Consider the following 17,416-nt stretch of genomic DNA (forward strand, 5'->3'; position numbering starts at 1 on the left):
TTTTTATTTCTATTTGATGGAACCTATAATATCATACTTCGTAATGATATGATACTTATTATTTCCTAAGTCAACTAACACCGCTTGATTATCTTTTGTTATCAATTTTGAGACATCTTCGATTAATGCTTCTTTATTAACAATCGGATAAGCAGCCCCCATAACTTCTTTTATAGGTTTTTCTGCAATGTTACTATCTTTAATATATGCCTGAAATAAATCGGATTCATCCACTGATCCTACAAAACCATTGACATCAATTACCGGAATCTGAGAAATTTTGAATTTCTGCATTCTCTCAATCGCATGAGCAACTAATTCTTCTGTTCTCACCGTTACCATTGGTTTATCAATGTGAGACTGAATCAAATCAACTGCTTTGGTAATTTCTTCATCAAGATAGCCTCTTTCACGCATCCAATCATCGTTAAATATTTTTCCTATATAACGAGATCCCGAATCATGAAATAAAACAACGACTACATCATCTGGTTTAAAATGCTCCTTTAACTGTAAAAGACCTTTAAGCGCAGAACCTGACGACATGCCTACAAAAATACCTTCCTGTAACGCTAACTTCCGTGTGTAAACAGCAGCATCTTTATCTGTTACTTTTGTAAAACCATCAATGAGAGAGAAATTCACATTTTTAGGTAAAATATCCTCACCAATACCTTCTGTAACATAGGAATACACTTCATTTTCATCGAATATGCCCGTTTCATGATATTTCTTAAAAACGGATCCGTACGTATCCACTCCCCATATTTTTACATCAGGATTTTTTTCTTTCAAATATTTAGCAACTCCAGAGATGGTTCCACCTGTACCTACACCTACAACAAAATGGGTTATTTTACCATTTGTTTGTTCCCAGATTTCTGGACCTGTCTGTTCGTAATTTGCCTGAGCATTCGACGGATTATCATATTGATTCACATACCATGCATTAGGAGTTTCTTCAGCCAATCGTTTTGAGACTGAATAATAAGAACGTGGATCTGTTGGCTCAACATCAGTAGGACAAACCACCACTTTTGCACCTACCGCTCTTAGAATATCCATTTTTTCTTTAGATTGTTTATCTGTGATCACACAAATCAGTTTATATCCTTTTACAACAGCTGCCAAAGCTAATCCCATTCCCGTATTTCCTGAAGTACCTTCTATAATAGTACCTCCTGGTTTAAGACGCCCATCAGCTTCAGCATCTTCAACCATTTTTAATGCCATCCTATCTTTACAGGAATGACCGGGATTGAAGTATTCAACTTTTGCTAATACTGTAGCTTGTATATCTTCTGTTACTTTATTTAATCTGACCATAGGTGTATTCCCTATTGTCTCTAATATGTTATTTGCGTAATTCATTATTTTTATTTTATGCAAAGATAAAGGTTTTGGTATTGATAGGAAAGTCTAAAGGCTTGTGTAAAATGTTTCGTTTAGTTAAAGAAATCCCAAACAATACCTAATCTCAAACGCATTTCTCTATAAGGTTGATTCGGTGCTGAAAAATAATTTCCACCCGTTAGCGAAGCATTGAAATGTTCTACATTAATATAGATACGAGCTGTTTTGATTTTTCCATTAATAAAAAAATCAAACACCGGATAATTTCCTATTTTTTGTTGATTCTGAACATAGAAATCCCCTACAACAGGATTGTACCCATTAGCATAATATTCTGTAAAATATTTAAAAGTGATTCCTGTCTGCACTAGCAAAGCCTTTTTGAATAAGTAATCCGTAAAATAAAATGTATTTCTGGTTACTATTGTCGGCACATTTAATATTTCTTCGTTTTGTACTACCTGTTGAAACAAAACACTATTATCTAAAGCAAACTTCTTGAATTTAAATTCTTTTTGTGCAGATATGGAAAGATAATGAATCGCTTCACTGAATTGTTTTGGAGCAATGATTTGTTTTAGATTTCTACCTTTAGCGTCAGTAGTTAAATCTGTGTTTGCAAAATATATTTTATCCTTAATAATCTGATAGTTTCCTGTAATGTTCAGCCACGGTGTATTTAAGTTAACATCTAACTGATTGATTTTTTCATTACTGAATTCATTTTTCCAGTTATAGCTTACAAATCCACTTTGAAACATCTGATAATTCAGATCTGGAATTTTATTTAGGTATTGATATTTTATATGTAATAAGTAATTCTGAAAAGGCGTAAACAATATTTCACCTGATATTTCACTCATTAAAGCACCTACTACAGACTGACGAAGTCCGAATTTTGCATCAAACTTTTCTTTATTCAACAAATAAGATCCGCCTATAGTAACAATATCGTCTTCAAGTTTATTTGGAACAAGTAGTGCGCCATTCTCATCATTCAATTGAGAATTGTAATAATAATTATAATTAAAATGATCAGCATTAAAAGCTAATTCTCCTAATTTATCATTGGAATAACTCAGGCTAATCTTATTGTATACAGTTGTATTTCTCAGCTTATCATCAATAGCAGTAGAAAAAGAATCTCCAAAAAATTTATCAATAGCAACTCCATCATTGAAGGAATTAACAGGATTTGCATTTGTCTGAGTGTAAGAGTTTGTCTTGTATTCGTAAACAAATTGATGCTTTAACCAGATCCCATTTGACTTAGAGTCAATAAAATTATACTGATGATCAATATATGTACGAATACCTTTAAATAATGATTTTGCATCCCTAAAATATACATTCAAACGTTCCCTGTTATTAAACGGTGCTTCTCTTGATAAAAACAGATCAGTATCTGTAATTCCACCGTTTTCCTGGTTTGAGATATCCTGTACAGTAAGGTGAGTTTTTAAAAAATAGCGCTTATTCTTAGTATTGTATGAACTCCCCAGTCTAAAATTCCCATTACTTGCCAATTGATTTATATAAGAACCCAAAGAACGAAGTCCTCTGTACCCTATAAAAAAATTAAGTTGCTGAGACGTATTTGTAGTAAGTAAAGCATCTAAATTCTGTCCTTGTTTAACAGCCGATCGAAAAAAGATCTCTGATGTAGGTGTTGGTACGTGATAATAGTTGATATCATCAACATCAAGATATGCAAAATTACGAGCCTTAAAACCTAAACCTGGTGTCGCTGTATTTTTAATCAGGGAATAATTCAGTACATTATAGGCAAGTCCGTCATTCGAAAAAGGAAGTAGACCAAAATCATCTCTTCTGAGATAATTCATCTCATAATATTTTTTGATATTGAGGATGGTATCAAAAGTAGAACGATTGTTGTATCTATCCAGAATTTCATATTGATCAATATGAGCAACGGAATCATTTGCTGTAATATTCTTATTCAATCGTGAAGAATCACTCTGTACCTGATTATTATTAATAATGCTTGTATTCTTTAAATTTTTAGCAGATGCAGGAATATCTCTGACACTCTTTTTCTGAGATGTGGATTTATTTATCTGACTATATGAAGCAACAGATAAAAACAGAGACAACAACAAAATCACTAATCGCATATAAGTTTTTGACAAAGGTAAATTAATTTTCAAGGTAATAAAAAAAAGCATCCGAAATCGGATGCTTTTTAATTTATTAATTGAGGTTATGATTAATAACCAGGGTTTTGTTGACTTGCAATTGCAGGATTAGCCTGAATTTCAACACGTGGAATAGGCAAAGTCAATTTGAAAGAACTTGGTTCTAATGCACAAGCACCATTTGTTTCGCAATCTTTAGCATCACGAACAAATCCTGGAGAACCAGCTAAAACACCCAAACGTTTCATATCTAAGTAACGGTGTCCTTCAAATGCAAACTCTAAACGTCTTTCTTCAAGGATCGCTTTCCATGCAGATTGAACGTTTGTTATTGTTGGCATAGAAGCTGGAGTTCCAGCAAAATTTCTTGCAGAACGTAAATCTTTAATAAGACCTTCTACACCACTCACATTTCCTTGCATTGCAAAAGCTTCTGCTTTTGCTAATAACATATCAGCATAGCGGAACAACATAATATTATTCTGTAAAACAGCCTGAGTACTTCCTGGATATTTACCAATAAATAACAAATCTCTAGTTCTATATACATCTGCAGCTAAACTAGAATAATTTGCCTGAGGAGCACTAGAACCTAAAACAGTTACATTAAATCTAACATCGGCTCTTGCAGCACTCATAGGTTGATTTGTACTTGCTGGATCTAATTTATCCAACTCATTATATAATGAACGTCCAATTTCCATATAAGCAGATCCTCTTTGAGCATCAACTCTACCAGCCCACCATGCAGCAGCAACGGAATAACCTTCAGTTGGCAAACGCAATAAGTAAGAAATAACATCAGAGTTTGTTTCAGGAGTTTCACTATCCTTAGCAAAAAGTGTAACGTAATCAATTGGTCCACCCAAACTAGCAGTAGTAATTGCATCAACATGCTCAATAACACCAGTAGCATTTCCTGTCATAGCATATAGTTTAACTAAGACAGCATGCGCAAATGCTGTAGAAACATATGCCTTAACTTTTGGAAGAGTTGCATCTCCGTCTGAATAAGAAATATCATATGTCAAAGCCTCAGCAATATCACTTTCTATAAAAGAAACAATCTCAGCTACAGTCGCTCTTTTTTCAAAACGAGTATAATCACTTGTTTGTAAGAAATCAAATTTGATTACAGAAAGACCAGTTGGATTTTTATAATCTGGTGTAAAATAAGCAAATAATTTCATATGTGAATACGCTCTTATCGCCAAAATTCTACCTCTATTTTTATTATAATCCGATTCTAAAGCTGGATTAATCACTTTAAGCTCTTCGATTCTATTTAATAATCTGTTACAACGATTAATAATGTTGTAATAAGAAGTCCATGTACTGGCTGCAAATGAATTTCCAGCGTTCATGAAAAATCTGTAGCTTCCATCATTTATCCCTTGTCCGGCATTATCTCTACCAACACCTAATTCGTCTGTAAAATAAGAAACAAAGTTAATTTCAGATTCACCTGGTAAACTAGAGTACAAACCACTCACACCTCTATTGATATCAGCAGGTGTATTATAAACCGCTGATTCCTCAAATTGGTATCCCGGCTGATCTACTTCATATGCATCCTGACATGAAACAAATAGCGCCGCAACAGCAACTAAAGTTAAAAATTTATTTTTCATATTCCTTTAATTCAAATTAAAATTGTACTTCAACACCGAAAGAAACTGTTCTTGGAGTAGGATATTGTCCTAAGTCAACTCCACGATTACTTTCCGCATCCCATCCTTTCCATTTCGTCCAAGTAACTAAGTTTTCAGCTTGAGCAAATACACGTAAACCGCTTAATTTTAAGAAAGATAAATCCTTTTTGTTAAAGTTATACCCCAAAGTTGCATAACGTAAACGGATATAAGAAGCATCTTTAACGTAATAATCACTATCTCCAATATAATCCAAGTTACGAGCTGTTAAGCTTGGAAACTCAGCTCCGGTATTAGTTGGTGTCCAATAATCTCTAACTTCTCCCGACATATTGTTTTGTCCAATAAAGCTTGGCTGAGTAAAGAAGAAATAATCGTTATCAAATCTCCATACATCTTTTGCAAACGTAAAACTAGCTGTAGCAAAGAACCCTTTGTGTTCAAAATCAAAACCAAAAGCACCTTGATAAACAGGTAAAGAAGATTTACCAGTCCATACTCTGTCTTCATCAACAGGTGTTTCTGTAGTATTACCATCTTTATCGTAGAATAAATAATTACCATTAGCAGGATTAATACCGGCATAACGAGTCAAATAAAATTCTCCGATTTTACCACCTTCTCTTAAACCTGTTAAAGAAGTTCCATTCCAAAATTCCCCTCCTTCATTTGGTATATCTACAACTGTATTTTTATTGTATGATCCATTTGCATTTAAGGTCAGACGAGTATTTTTTGTTCTGATAACATCACCTGCAACAATAACTTCAACTCCTTCATTCTTTAAAGATCCAAAATTTGACATCAAATTGGTTGTACCATTGATAGCAGATAAAGGAACTCCTTGGTAAAGATCATCCGTTTGTTTTCTGTAAACGTCCACAGAACCTCTTAATCTATTTTCAAATATACCAAAATCTAAACCGATATTACTTGAAGTAATTGTTTCCCATTGTAATGCACGGTTAGGAAGCTGAGCTAAATCCAATGAAGGGTTTTTATTATATCCTGCAGAACTTGCAAAAACAGTCTCATATAAATAAGCTCCACCAAATAAACCTGTTCCAGCTATATCCTGATTACCTGCAGTACCATAAGATCCTCTAATTTTTAAATCATTAAAAATTGAACCTTCCATGAATTTTTCATTGTTGATATTCCATCTTGCTGAAACAGACCAGAAAGTACCCCATTTATTATCATCCACAAAACGGAACGAAGCATCTCTTCTTCCTGTTAAGCTAACCCCATATTTAGTATCATAATCATAATCAGCTGTTCCAAAATATGAAAACAGACCTGAATTTTGGAAAGACACACTTGCAGTAGGAGCATAATAATCATTAGTTGGCATATCATCAATCCATCCTGTAGCCGCTCCCGGAGTCCAGAAAATAGGATCAAAACCTTCTTTACTTATTGAACTATTTTTATAATGTGCTTTAATGTATTCAACATATCCACCCATTTTTAATTCATGCTTCTCATTGAAAACTTTGTTCCATCTTAAATTAGTTGTAGAAGTTACTACAACGCGTCTCTCATTGATATCACCTATTGAACCATAATAATCCTGATCATCAGCAGCAAAATATCTTGAGTTAAAAGCATCAGTTGAGATATAACTAAATTGATTAATCGTCTGATAATCGGCTCCCAAAGATGTACCTACAGACCAATCATCACTTAATTGGTAATTAATATTACCACTTGCAATTAACTTAAATTCATCTTGTTTCATTGCACTGGTTCTCGCTTTATCCATTAATAAGAATGGCATACCCACTAAACCATATTTTGTATTAATCAAACTTTCAATAGACTCATAAGTTCCTTCATATTCTTCTGGAACTAAATATGGTAAACTTTGGAAAGCTCCTAAGAAAAAGTTTTGATTCACACCATTAGTACCTGTACCAGTCACTAAGTTTGACTTAGAATAATTCGCACTAATATTAGTACCAAATGTTAATCTTCCATCACTATTTTTACCATTTAAATTGTTTCTGAAGTTAAAACGTTTTAAACCAGTATTTTTCAAAATCCCTTCATTATCCGCATAACCTACAGATGTATAGCTTGACAAGTTTTTAGAACCTGCACTAAAAGACAAAGTATGGTTTTGAGCAATTGCATCTCTAAAGAATACATCAACCCAATTACCATCACGAGCAGCATCAATTTGTGCCTGTGTAACATTTCGTCCAATTCTGTAATCTCTGTATGCCTGACGCTCAAAAGCTCTATATTCTTTTGCATTCATCAGATTATAACCATTATCTTGTAAAAAGCTCATCCCTGTAGTACCTACATATTTAACTTCTAAATCAGAAGCAAAACTTGCTCTTTTCGTATTTACAACAATAACTCCGTTTGCCCCTCTATTACCATAGATAGCAGTTGCTCCTGCATCTTTCAATACAGTAATATTATCAATGTCATTCGGGTTCAAACTTCTGAATCTATCAGAACTCATTGGCACACCATCAATAACATATAATGGTTCAACAGCTCCATTAATAGAACCTAAACCACGTAAAATTACTGTTGTATTATTATCACCAGGCTGACCTGAACCTGTTGAAATATTCAAACCAGGAACCTGTCCTTGCAATGTTTGAATAAACGACGCATTAGGACGTCCTTCAATTGTTTTCGAAGTAACCGTTGAAGCTGCAACAGCCGATTTTGGCTTTGAAGTTGTACGATACACATCGATCACTAAATTTTCTAACTCTTCAGCTGCTTCCTCAACAATTGAAATATTCAATGTATTAGAAGAACCTACAGTTACTTTAGCATCTTTAAACCCTGTAAACTTAACAATTAAGCGATCACCAGGTTTTGCTTTTAAAGAATACCTACCTTCCATATCGGTTTCAACACCAAATTTAGTACCCTCAATCATAACAGAAGCTCCAGGAACCGGATCACCATAATCCTTTGCAGTCACCACTCCCGTCACTGTCTTTTCCTGAGCAAAAGACATCTGAACAGTAAACACTAAAAATAGTGTCAAAATCCAAGTAAACTTTGATTTCATATATTAATTAATTTGAATTAGTTACTGACAAATCTACAACTTTTTTTTATCATAACAAATTTTTAACATTAAAAACCCCCTTAATTTACAGTCTATAACAAATAAAAAAAGGGTATTTTTAACAAATACCCTTTTTTTATTTTAAGAATTTTAAACCTTATTTTTTAACAAACTTAAAAGTAGATTCAGCATTTCCACTTTTTGCCTTTAGGATATACATACCTGAAGACAAACCTGAAACATTAATATCTAAAGAAGTCGCATTATATGAAGTATCATTTTTGATAGACTGCACTTTTCTTCCTGCCATATCAAAAATTTCAAAATTAACATCATTTAGAGCTGTATCGCCCAAAGAAACTGTTAACTGGTCTGATACAGGATTAGGATAAAGCACCATTTTTTCCAGAACATTTTCTTCCACTGACAATCTTTCACCCGCTCCAGACATTATTAAACTGTAAAGCTGACTACCACCAGCTAAAGTTCCTTTATGAGAAACCCTTAAACGATAATTACCTGACGGAGCACCTGTAATCTCAATTTTCTCAATATTATCAACATCGTTATCGGCTTTATTAATAATTCCTGCACCACTTGTAGTCCAAGATTTAACCAATGCCCATGGAAGATACTCCAGATTCGTATCTAAATTTATTATTCTCAAATCTAAATCATTAACAAGTGCTTTTACATTGAAATCTGTACCTGTATTTAGAGCTGTTCCCGCAGGATCGTTCCAAGCAATTGTTGCCACTAAAGGCTGTAATGCCTGATATACAAAATCAACTTCATAAACTGTTCCGTTTTCCAAAGTTCTTTCATCAATAGTTGCCAAATCCGCCTGCTTTGCTTCCATTACCAAAGCTCCTGCTTCTGCATTAATAACACCCCAACCAAATTTATAATCTGGCCCCGGAGCTGCTCCAGCTTCACTTGCTGTGTGCGCCATCAATGCCCTAACAGTAGCAGATCTCATAAAAACTCCAAAAGATTCTTTATATTTCTGTTGCCAAAGACCAACAACCCCTGTCACAGCAGGCGCCGCCATAGAAGTACCTTGATTAAATTCTGTATCAGCCAATCCACCAACTCCAAGAGACAAAACACTAACTCCCTTAGCAGAGATGTCCGGCTTAATTCTAAAATCATCTGTCGGACCCCAACTACTAAACCCAGCAATAGTAACACTTGATGCCCCACTATAGTTCTGTATACCATTAATTGCAGCAACAACTATTGTGTTTTTAGAAACACCTCCTTGCGACAACAAATCACGTCCCCCTTTAGTTGGATTAGGAGTACTTCCGCCGTTGTCATTACCAGCAGCAAAAACAATTGTATAATATGGAGCATTATTAGCTAAAACATCATAAGATCGAGCATCAGAGCCATATCTTCCAAAAAACCCAACCCCAACAGAACCAATATTTTCCGCATCAAATCCATAGGAATGATTAGAAAAGATCAACCCTTGAGCGGCTTGTGATGCCATCTCTGATACATCTTGAGAAAAATTATTTGCCCATAGAGTAGCGCTTGGTAAAAACCCTTTAACATTAGGCAAAACATTACTGGCTGCGATAGTACCACCAACATGCGTTGCGTGTGCATAGCCTTGCGGACTTAAATTTGCCCCATTATCTTTTACAACAACTCTACCTGCTAAACTTACATGGTTCTGCATGGGTATACCACCATCCCATATACCAGCAATCATATTCTGACCTAAGATATTAGCATTATGTAAATATTGCGCTTTAGCCGTCGTTAAAGAACTTGCATTCGCAACATTATTAAAAGTACGGTAATATTTAAGCTCTCCATTTTCATGCAATCCCACTAACTCAAAATAAGAACCATCTTTGGTCAAACCAGAAACAGGCATTCCTAATTCTTCTGCTTTCTGCTTAGCAATAACCATGTTCCTTTCGGTAATATCAGCTTGCTCTTTTGAAAACTGCATTAAAAAATCAACATTGGTATCTGCAAGAATCTTTTTACGATCCTGCTCAGTCTGAGCAAATGCATTTATTGTCAATGACGTTGTCAACGCCACGAAAAACATTTTAGTTAGTTTACTATTCATCTTGATTTATTATTATCTTTAGATTTATTTTATGTAAATTCAAATTTATAAATAATTTTGCATTTATCAACAATATATTATATTATTTATTAATTTTTTAGGTTAACACGATAAATAATGCTATTAACAAGCTATTCCAATCAACTTTTTGAAGCAGGGACGGACGAAGCAGGACGCGGATGCCTCGCTGGTCCGGTTACTGCAGCAGCCATTATTCTTACCGATAATTTAATCTTGGAAGAAATAAACGACTCAAAACAATTAAGCATTAAAAAACGTTCTTTACTAAAAAAGTACATCGAAAGTAATTCCAGTTTATTTGCTTTCCACCATTTAGACAATAACGAGATAGACGAAATAAATATTCTGAACGCTTCCATAAAGGCCATGCAGCTATCGATCAGCAAACTTCAGACAGAACCTGACTTTATAATTGTAGACGGAAATAAATTCAAACCTTACAAGGAAATACCTCACCAGTGCATCATCAAAGGAGATTCCAAATATCTGAGTATTGCTGCTGCTTCCATAATTGCTAAAACCTACAGAGATGAGTATATGGATCAGATCCACGAAGAATTCCCAATGTATAACTGGAAAAAAAATAAAGGCTACCCCACAAAAGAACATCGGGCAGCCATTTTAGAATACGGTCCGTGCAAATACCATCGAAAAACTTTTAGATTATTACCCGAACAATTAAAACTTGATTTATAATAATATACTATAATTATACAAGAGAAGCTTCAAACAATTGAGAAAAATGTTTTTTGATCTTTTCCTTTACTTCCACCTCATTCACCTTATCAACACCTAATTCTACATTCAGAGAAGCTACTGCTTTTCCTCTTATCCCACAAGGGATAATATGATCAAAATAACCAAGATCAGAATTTACATTGAGGGCAAATCCATGCATGGTCACCCAACGGGAAGCCCGTACACCCATGGCACATATTTTTCTGGCAAAAGGGGTACCAACATCTAACCAAACTCCTGTTTCCCCTTCACTTCTACCACTTTTAACTCCATATTCTTCCAAAGTAAGAATAACCGACTCCTCAAGCAATCTTAAATATTTATGGATATCTGTAAAGAAATTCTCAAGATCCAGAATAGGATACCCTACAACCTGTCCTGGTCCGTGATAGGTAATATCACCTCCCCGGTTTATTTTATAAAATGAAGCTCCTTTCTCTTTTAACTGTTTTTCATCTATCAGGAGATTAGAGACATCACCACTTTTGCCAAGGGTATACACATGCGGATGTTCTACGAACAATAAATGATTCGGCGTTTCATTAAAAGTATCATGCTTTTTATTTTCCGATTTAATTGAAAGGATTTCCTGAAACAATTGTTCCTGAAAATCCCAGGTTTCCTGATAATCTTTCGAACCCAGGTCTGTAACTTTTATTTTCTTGTTCATCATCAAATACTATTGAACTATAACTACAAATTTACAACATATCAATCTTTCCTACTATTTTTAAACATTTTAGTTTTCATAAATTGACTAACTATCGAATATTTAGTATTTTTGCAACCTAAAAAATAATTTTATATGCAACTTTCAGAACAAGAAATCATCAGAAGAGAAAAATTGAGCAGGTTGAAAGAACTTGGCATCAATCCCTATCCGGCAAATTTGTTTCCAGTAGATCATACTTCAAAGCAAATAAAGGAAACTTTTGAAGAAGGAAAGAAGGTTGTAGTTGCGGGAAGATTGATGTCTGCCCGTATTCAGGGAAAAGCGTCTTTTGCTGAACTACAGGATAGCGAAGGAAGAATACAATTATATATCAACCGTGATGAACTTTGTCCTACAGAAGACAAAACGTTATATAATGAAATTTTCAAGAAGTTAATCGACTTAGGTGATTTTATCGGCATTGAAGGAGAGTTATTTACAACCCAGGTTGGAGAAAAAACCTTACGTGTAAAAAACATAACCCTTTTAAGCAAGGTTTTACGACCATTACCTTTTCCTAAAACAGATGCAGAAGGAAATACTTTTGACGCCTTTACGGATCCTGAATTACGATACCGTATGCGATACGTAGACCTGATCGTAAATCCGTCCAATAAAGATATTTTTATAAAACGCAGTAAATTGTTTACTGCAATGCGGGATTTTTTCAACCAAGCAGGGTATATGGAAGTTGAAACTCCGATTTTACAATCGATACCGGGAGGAGCTGCAGCCAGACCATTCACAACACATCATAATGCACTTGACATACCTCTATATCTGAGAATCGCAAATGAACTGTACCTGAAAAGACTTATCGTTGGTGGTTTTGATGGTGTGTATGAATTTTCTAAAAATTTCCGTAACGAAGGAATGGACAGAACGCACAATCCTGAATTCACTGTAATGGAAATTTATGTTGCTTACAAAGACTATAACTGGATGATGGACTTTACAGAACGTCTGTTAGAACATTGTGCTTTAAAAGTAAACAATACTACAAAAGCCATTTTCGGAAATCACGAGATCAGCTTCAAGGCTCCTTTTAAAAGAGTAACAATGACAGACTCTATTAAGGAATTCACAGGTTTTGACATAACCGGCAAAACGGAAGAAGAAATCAGAGAAGCAGCAAAAAATATGGGTATTGCTGTTGACGACACCATGGGGAAAGGAAAACTTATTGACGAAATCTTTGGCGCAAAATGTGAAGGAAATTACATTCAGCCAACTTTTATTACAGACTACCCCAAAGAAATGTCTCCATTAACAAAACAACATCGTGAAAACCCTGATCTAACAGAACGTTTTGAATTGATGATTTGTGGTAAAGAAGTTGCCAATGCTTATTCAGAATTAAACGACCCTATTGATCAGAGAGAACGCTTTGAAGACCAGTTAAAGCTGTCCGAAAAAGGAGATGATGAAGCAATGTTTATTGATCAGGATTTCTTAAGAGCTTTGGAGTATGGAATGCCTCCAACATCAGGTCTTGGCATTGGTATGGATCGACTCATCATGTTTTTAACCAACACGACATCTATTCAGGAAGTATTATTTTTCCCACAAATGCGTCCTGAAAAAACTGCGCCTTCTTATGAGTTGACTGAAGATGAAAAACTAATCATTTCTTTGTTAGAGAAAAATGAAAATAAATTTGAAATCAACGAATTAAAAATCAAGACATCCTTGAGTGGAAAAAAATGGGACAAAGCAATAAAAGCTTTAGCTTCACATAATCTAACAAAAGTCAGCACAGAAGGTGAATTTAAAATAATTGAATATTTAGCCTAAAATATCTGCTTTATTTTTAATCATCATTTAAAAAAAATATATATATTTGAAAATTAACTCAATCGTCAATTTTTATGAAAAAAATAATAACTGCAGTTTTGTTTCTCTTTTTAGGTTTAAATATGAGTGCACAAGAATTGGTTCCTTTAAAAGATCTCCAATCAAATCCTAATGAAGTAAGAATTTACTCTGATAAAGAAGTAATTTTATTGGATAAACAATTAAAACTTTCAACAGAACAGGCAAAAGAGTTAAAGGAAATTCTTTACAGTAAATATAAAAATCTAAGTCAGGAACTAAACTCCGATCAGATTTTACAAATATCACAAGGAGTAAGGGAAAGAATCAGAATCGTTTTAGGATCTGAAAAATATACTGAGCTTGCTAAAAATGAAGGTTTATTAAACATCATTACAGGAGCAGCCTATTTAAATTAATAAAAAAAAACACTCAATAAAATTGAGTGTTTTTTTTTATTATTACTATGACTGAGTAGCCAACGCAACAGCTTCAATAGTGAAATTTATATCTTCGTAAGTTAAAGCATCTGTCAAAAACCAGGTTTCATAAGATGATGGCGCTATATAAATCCCTCTTTGCAATAGTCCGTGAAAGAAAGATTTAAATTCCGGTGTATCAGCTTTTGCAGCACTATTAAAATCAACCACATTATTCTCACAGAAGAAAACTGAAATCATAGAACCGATCCGGTTAATGACAAATTTTCTATTATTTTTTAATAATACCTCTGTAAGCCCTTTTTCAAGATAAGCACCTTTTTCTTCCAATCTTTCAAAAAGTTTTTCATCTTCATTTATAGCCGTAAGCATCGCCAATCCGGCTGCCATTGCCAAAGGATTTCCAGATAAAGTCCCTGCCTGATATACAGGACCTACAGGCGCTAAATAGTCCATTATCTCAGCTCTTGCAGCAAAAGCTCCAACGGGTAACCCTCCTCCTATTACTTTTCCAAAACATACAATATCCGCTGCAATCCCGAATAATTCCTGAGCACCGCCTTTAGCTAAACGGAAACCTGTCATAACTTCATCAAAAATCAATAAAGCTTTGTTTTCATTACAAACTTTTCGCAAACTTTCCAGAAAACCTTCTATAGGTGGTACACATCCCATATTTCCTGCCACAGGCTCAATAATAACACAGGCAATTTCATCAGGATTTTCAAGAAAAAGATTCTTAACTGATTCAATATTATTATAATCCGCCAATAAGGTATCATGAGCTGTTCCTTTTGTAACACCCGGACTGTTTGGCACTCCAAAAGTACTTAAACCACTGCCAGCCGAAATCAAAAAAGAATCTGAATGACCGTGGTAACAGCCTCTAAATTTTATTATTTTTTCTTTTCCTGTAAAACCTCTTGCAAGCCGAATCGCACTCATACACGCCTCGGTACCGGAATTGACAAAACGTATTTTATCAATATTAGGAACCATAGAAACAGCAAGAGCTGCAATCTCGGTTTCAATTTCTGTGGGCATACCAAAAGAAGTACCTTTTTTTGCTTTTTCAATTACTGCATTTACAACAGGTGGATAAGAATGACCCAATAGCATAGGTCCCCATGAATTGATGTAGTCTATATATTTATTGCCATCCTCGTCAAACAAATAAGCTCCTTTAGCTTCTTTTACATATATGGGAGTACCTCCTACTGATTTAAATGCTCTTACAGGAGAATTTACACCTCCTGGAATAACTTTTTCTGCTTCAATAAACAGCTGACTGCTTCTTTGATATAACATTTATGATTTAACTTTTAAAATTTGTCCGACAGATATCACATTGGAAGATAGTCTGTTCCAGTTTTTCAAATCATCTACACTGATATTAAACTTGCGTGAAATAGCAAATAGTGTATCACCGCTCTCTACTGCATAGAAATTCTGACCGTCTGCCACAGGATTAATCCGTGTAACAGGATGGTATTTTGCTCCCAGTACCTGCTTATCATATTCATACAGATTATATCGCTCAATCAAACCGATAAGTTTATCAGGATATTTTACATCTGTAGCATATCCGGCTTTACGCAAGCCTCTTGCCCAGGAAACATAATCTCCTTTATCCAGTTCGAATAAAAAACTATATCTTGAACGGGATGTTAAGAATAAGGAATGATCCCTATAAGATTCAAACGGATTATCATATTTTCTAAAACACTCATCCGGAGCATCATCTGTATGACTTACAGAAGGTCCTGTCCACACGTTATGACACTTAATACCGAAATGATTATTTGCAAGATTACACAATCTCCCCGAACCAGAACCTGATTCCAAAATACCCTGAGCCAACTTTATACTGGCCGGTATCCCGTAATCACGCATACTCTCCATTGCCGCATCTTTGTAAATATCGATATAATCAAGAATAATGTCTTTAGAAACTCTTACATCGGAAGTAGCGGTCAATTGTTCCGTTTCAACGCTTCTCACAGGAGCAACAACTTTGATCTCCTCTACATATACAGCTTCTTCTATCTTAGGTCTTTCAGATTTTGAAGGTGTATGCGTTTTTTTCTTTTTCTTATTTGCTCCGTACTCTTTATTAATATTATCTCTTACTTTGCTGTTATGTGCAGCACTGCAGGCTACTAAAGAAAAAAGTAAAATTGTATAAACTATATATTTCATAACCTATAAAAGTATGTTTGATTTTAGTCCTTGTAATCCACCTGTGTGAATTACTAAAATTTTTGCTCCTTTTTTTATTCTGTCTTTATCAATTAAATCAAAAATTCCATAAAAAACTTTAGCGGTATATACCGGGTCTAAAGGTATTAAATATTTTAATGTAAATTTATGGATAAAATCTTTTAATTCCGGCGTTATTTTAGCATAACCACCAAAGTGATAATCAGTTACCAAAGACCAATTGTCTTTTTTAGCATACTTTTTGATTTCTGCTTCTAAAAAATCACCTTTTAATACAGGAAAACCCAATATAATTTGTGATTCAGAAGAAGCATTTATAAGACCAGAAATAGTACCTCCGGTTCCAACAGCACAACATATATAATCAAATATAAAATCCTCCTCCGTTAATATTTCTTCACATCCTTTTACAGCAAGATTATTGGTTCCTCCTTCAGGAATCAGATAAAAATCCTTATATTCTTTTTTTAGTTCCTCTATAAAATATTCCTGATCTTTCTGTCTGTATTCAGTTCTGGAAACGAACTTAAAATTCATGCCATTCTCTGCCGCTTTTTTCAAAGTCGGATTTTCTAAAAAAATGTCTTTTAACTCTTCTCCTCTGATCACACCGATAGTAGCAAAGCCATAAGTTTTCCCGGCAGCAGCAACAGCAGCAATATGATTGGAATAAGCACCTCCAAATGTCAAAAGTGTATTATACCCCAATGATTGCGCCTCCATAAGATTATACTTGAGTTTACGAAACTTATTTCCTGAGATCTCTTCATGCAGGCGGTCTTCTCTTTTAACATATACAATAATGTCCTTTTCTTTAAAAAAAACGACTTGTTCGTTAATACTCTTTTGCTGTATTTCAATCATAGAAACTTTATAAATGAAAATATTTTTTTCTTGTTAAGATAGTCAAATTCATTTTCGAAGGTATATGCCTCCTTTTCGAAAGATATAGCACGATAGGCTTTCTTTGCATCAAAAAGCAATATCCAACGAATAAAAAATTCTATAACATACCATAAATAGAAAAACACGAATAGCATTTCTATCTGTTGTCTTATATGAATTTTTTCGTGATTCATAAAAACAGAGTTATGCTCTAAACTTTTATAACGTAAAAGAATAAAAGGAAAAATAGTTATTCCTGCATAACCTTTAGGAACCAGATATTTATTAACAACAA

The 17,416-nt window shown here is 34.2% G+C and carries 14 protein-coding genes; 4 read left to right on the top strand and 10 right to left on the bottom strand.

Annotated elements, in window-relative coordinates; genetic code table 11:
- Positions 1-9: 9 nt before the first annotated feature.
- From QW060_RS14250 to QW060_RS14270, 5 genes are all read right to left on the bottom strand, one after another.
- Entirely contained in the window at positions 10-1,371 is a 1,362-nt protein-coding gene (locus tag QW060_RS14250; protein ID WP_290364138.1) for a pyridoxal-phosphate dependent enzyme, read from the bottom strand.
- 74 nt (positions 1,372-1,445) lie between these two features.
- Complete coding sequence (locus tag QW060_RS14255) at positions 1,446-3,488, bottom strand: putative porin (protein WP_290364139.1); 2,043 nt, start codon at positions 3,486-3,488, stop codon at positions 1,446-1,448.
- A gap of 92 nt (positions 3,489-3,580) precedes the next feature.
- Positions 3,581-5,140, bottom strand: a complete 1,560-nt coding sequence (locus tag QW060_RS14260) for a RagB/SusD family nutrient uptake outer membrane protein (RefSeq protein WP_290364140.1) — start codon at positions 5,138-5,140, stop codon at positions 3,581-3,583.
- A gap of 16 nt (positions 5,141-5,156) precedes the next feature.
- Positions 5,157-8,204, bottom strand: a complete 3,048-nt coding sequence (locus QW060_RS14265) for a SusC/RagA family TonB-linked outer membrane protein (RefSeq protein WP_290364141.1) — start codon at positions 8,202-8,204, stop codon at positions 5,157-5,159.
- Positions 8,205-8,361: 157 nt separating this feature from the next.
- Positions 8,362-10,128 (bottom strand): S8 family serine peptidase, encoded by a 1,767-nt coding sequence (locus QW060_RS14270; protein WP_397386095.1) that lies wholly within the window; start codon positions 10,126-10,128, stop codon positions 8,362-8,364.
- On the opposite strand from QW060_RS14270, the gene QW060_RS14275 reads away from it, so the two are divergent.
- Both QW060_RS14275 and QW060_RS14280 read left to right on the top strand, forming a co-directional pair.
- Positions 10,070-10,225 carry a hypothetical protein gene (locus tag QW060_RS14275; protein WP_290364143.1) on the top strand — a complete coding sequence of 52 codons (156 nt, stop codon included), beginning with the start codon at positions 10,070-10,072 and terminating at the stop codon, positions 10,223-10,225. The genes QW060_RS14270 and QW060_RS14275 overlap by 59 nt on opposite strands.
- 185 nt (positions 10,226-10,410) lie before the next feature.
- On the top strand, positions 10,411-11,010 hold the full coding sequence (locus QW060_RS14280; RefSeq protein ID WP_290364144.1) for a ribonuclease HII: 600 nt from the start codon (positions 10,411-10,413) through the stop codon (positions 11,008-11,010).
- Between the two features lie 13 nt (positions 11,011-11,023).
- Here QW060_RS14280 and lipB read toward each other — a convergent pair whose 3' ends face one another.
- Entirely contained in the window at positions 11,024-11,722 is a 699-nt protein-coding gene (gene lipB / locus QW060_RS14285) for a lipoyl(octanoyl) transferase LipB (RefSeq protein ID WP_290364772.1), read from the bottom strand.
- Positions 11,723-11,857: 135 nt separating this feature from the next.
- Between lipB and lysS the strand changes: the two genes are divergently transcribed.
- Together lysS and QW060_RS14295 are read left to right on the top strand one after the other, a co-directional pair.
- Positions 11,858-13,558: a lysine--tRNA ligase gene (lysS, locus tag QW060_RS14290; protein WP_290364145.1), complete on the top strand. Its 1,701-nt coding sequence runs from the start codon at positions 11,858-11,860 to the stop codon at positions 13,556-13,558.
- A 74-nt stretch (positions 13,559-13,632) separates the two neighbouring features.
- On the top strand, positions 13,633-13,995 hold the full coding sequence (locus QW060_RS14295) for a hypothetical protein (protein WP_290364146.1): 363 nt from the start codon (positions 13,633-13,635) through the stop codon (positions 13,993-13,995).
- A gap of 45 nt (positions 13,996-14,040) precedes the next feature.
- Here the strand turns inward: QW060_RS14295 and hemL are convergent, their stop codons facing one another.
- From hemL to QW060_RS14315, 4 genes are read right to left on the bottom strand one after another with little or no spacing between them, the layout of a single operon-like run.
- Positions 14,041-15,324 (bottom strand): glutamate-1-semialdehyde 2,1-aminomutase, encoded by a 1,284-nt coding sequence (hemL, locus tag QW060_RS14300; protein WP_290364147.1) that lies wholly within the window; start codon positions 15,322-15,324, stop codon positions 14,041-14,043.
- Positions 15,325-16,215 carry a glucosaminidase domain-containing protein gene (locus QW060_RS14305; protein ID WP_290364148.1) on the bottom strand — a complete coding sequence of 297 codons (891 nt, stop codon included), beginning with the start codon at positions 16,213-16,215 and terminating at the stop codon, positions 15,325-15,327. It lies immediately after the preceding gene.
- Positions 16,216-16,218: 3 nt separating this feature from the next.
- Positions 16,219-17,100 (bottom strand): 1-aminocyclopropane-1-carboxylate deaminase/D-cysteine desulfhydrase, encoded by an 882-nt coding sequence (locus tag QW060_RS14310; protein WP_290364149.1) that lies wholly within the window; start codon positions 17,098-17,100, stop codon positions 16,219-16,221.
- On the bottom strand, positions 17,097-17,315 hold the full coding sequence (locus QW060_RS14315; RefSeq protein WP_317623179.1) for a hypothetical protein: 219 nt from the start codon (positions 17,313-17,315) through the stop codon (positions 17,097-17,099). Before QW060_RS14315 ends, QW060_RS14310 begins: the two co-directional genes overlap by 4 nt.
- Positions 17,316-17,416: the final 101 nt, after the last annotated feature.

Source organism: Paenimyroides ceti, assembly GCF_030409925.1.

Bases quoted from the DNA above. Each gene is read 5' to 3' on its own strand.
- QW060_RS14250 (WP_290364138.1), bottom strand. From the start codon at position 1,371: ATGAATTACGCAAATAACATATTAGAGACAATAGGGAATACACCTATG.
- QW060_RS14255 (WP_290364139.1), bottom strand. From the start codon at position 3,488: ATGCGATTAGTGATTTTGTTGTTGTCTCTGTTTTTATCTGTTGCTTCA.
- QW060_RS14260 (WP_290364140.1), bottom strand. From the start codon at position 5,140: ATGAAAAATAAATTTTTAACTTTAGTTGCTGTTGCGGCGCTATTTGTT.
- QW060_RS14265 (WP_290364141.1), bottom strand. From the start codon at position 8,204: ATGAAATCAAAGTTTACTTGGATTTTGACACTATTTTTAGTGTTTACT.
- QW060_RS14270 (WP_397386095.1), bottom strand. From the start codon at position 10,128: ATGGTTATTGCTAAGCAGAAAGCAGAAGAATTAGGAATGCCTGTTTCT.
- QW060_RS14280 (WP_290364144.1), top strand. From the start codon at position 10,411: ATGCTATTAACAAGCTATTCCAATCAACTTTTTGAAGCAGGGACGGAC.
- lipB (WP_290364772.1), bottom strand. From the start codon at position 11,722: ATGAACAAGAAAATAAAAGTTACAGACCTGGGTTCGAAAGATTATCAG.
- lysS (WP_290364145.1), top strand. From the start codon at position 11,858: ATGCAACTTTCAGAACAAGAAATCATCAGAAGAGAAAAATTGAGCAGG.
- QW060_RS14295 (WP_290364146.1), top strand. From the start codon at position 13,633: ATGAAAAAAATAATAACTGCAGTTTTGTTTCTCTTTTTAGGTTTAAAT.
- hemL (WP_290364147.1), bottom strand. From the start codon at position 15,324: ATGTTATATCAAAGAAGCAGTCAGCTGTTTATTGAAGCAGAAAAAGTT.
- QW060_RS14305 (WP_290364148.1), bottom strand. From the start codon at position 16,215: ATGAAATATATAGTTTATACAATTTTACTTTTTTCTTTAGTAGCCTGC.
- QW060_RS14310 (WP_290364149.1), bottom strand. From the start codon at position 17,100: ATGATTGAAATACAGCAAAAGAGTATTAACGAACAAGTCGTTTTTTTT.
- QW060_RS14315 (WP_317623179.1), bottom strand. From the start codon at position 17,315: ATGAATCACGAAAAAATTCATATAAGACAACAGATAGAAATGCTATTC.